The sequence below is a fragment of the Sphaerotilus sp. FB-3 genome, from assembly GCF_023706025.1.
Taxonomy (GTDB): Bacteria; Pseudomonadota; Gammaproteobacteria; order Burkholderiales; family Burkholderiaceae_C; genus Sphaerotilus; species Sphaerotilus sulfidivorans.
This window is the reverse complement of sequence record NZ_BQWE01000053.1, coordinates 1-567: the sequence shown is the minus strand read 5'-3', so window position 1 is coordinate 567 and position 567 is coordinate 1. Positions and strand designations below refer to the sequence as shown.

1 protein-coding gene and 1 pseudogene are annotated in these 567 nt (G+C 64.4%); both read right to left on the bottom strand.

Annotation, left to right across the window (positions count from 1 at the left end; translation table 11 throughout):
• Nucleotides 1–139 (bottom strand): transposase family protein (locus NFT33_RS19370; RefSeq protein WP_376744176.1); only part of this gene is annotated, 139 nt, incomplete at its 3' end.
• Between the two features lie 104 nt (nt 140–243).
• Nucleotides 244–498 (bottom strand): annotated as a pseudogene (locus tag NFT33_RS16535) (recombinase family protein); the annotation flags it as partial.
• Between the last annotated feature and the right edge of the window lie 69 nt (nt 499–567).

The following is a 567-nucleotide window of genomic DNA, read 5'->3' as shown; positions in this document are numbered from 1 at the left end:
CGCCCCACTCGCTCACATCGACCCAGTCCTCGGCGCCGGCCGCCACCGCGCACAGCGCCGTCAGCAGCAGTTCCTGCAGCGGGAACTGGAAGCGTCCGGTCTGCCGGCGCGGATCGGCCAGGTCTTCAAAGCGCTGCATCAGCTCGTCGCCTGGGGCGGCCGTCGGGTGGTCTTGCATCGTGTCTTGGGGCGGCGAGGTCGGGCCGGATTGTTACCACGCAATCGGGGACTTGGCTAATGCAATCGCCCTGGGTAGGCACCGCGCTGCTTGGCCAGCACGATTCCCTCGCGCTGACGTTCGCGGATCAGGGCGCGCTCGAACTCAGCGAAGGCTCCCATGACCGACAGCATCAGATTGGCCATCGGTGAGTCCTCGCCGGTGAACTTCAGCCCTTCTTTGACGAACTCCATGCGCACGCCCCGTTGTGTCAGCCCTTGGACGATGCGGCGCAGGTCATCAAGGTTGCGTGCCAGCCTGTCCATGCTATGTGTCAAGACCCGGGAGATTCTTTGGCCGCTTCTTGAACAAGTCGGGTGACTTGGCCCGCCAGGACTTGAGGGCATCAA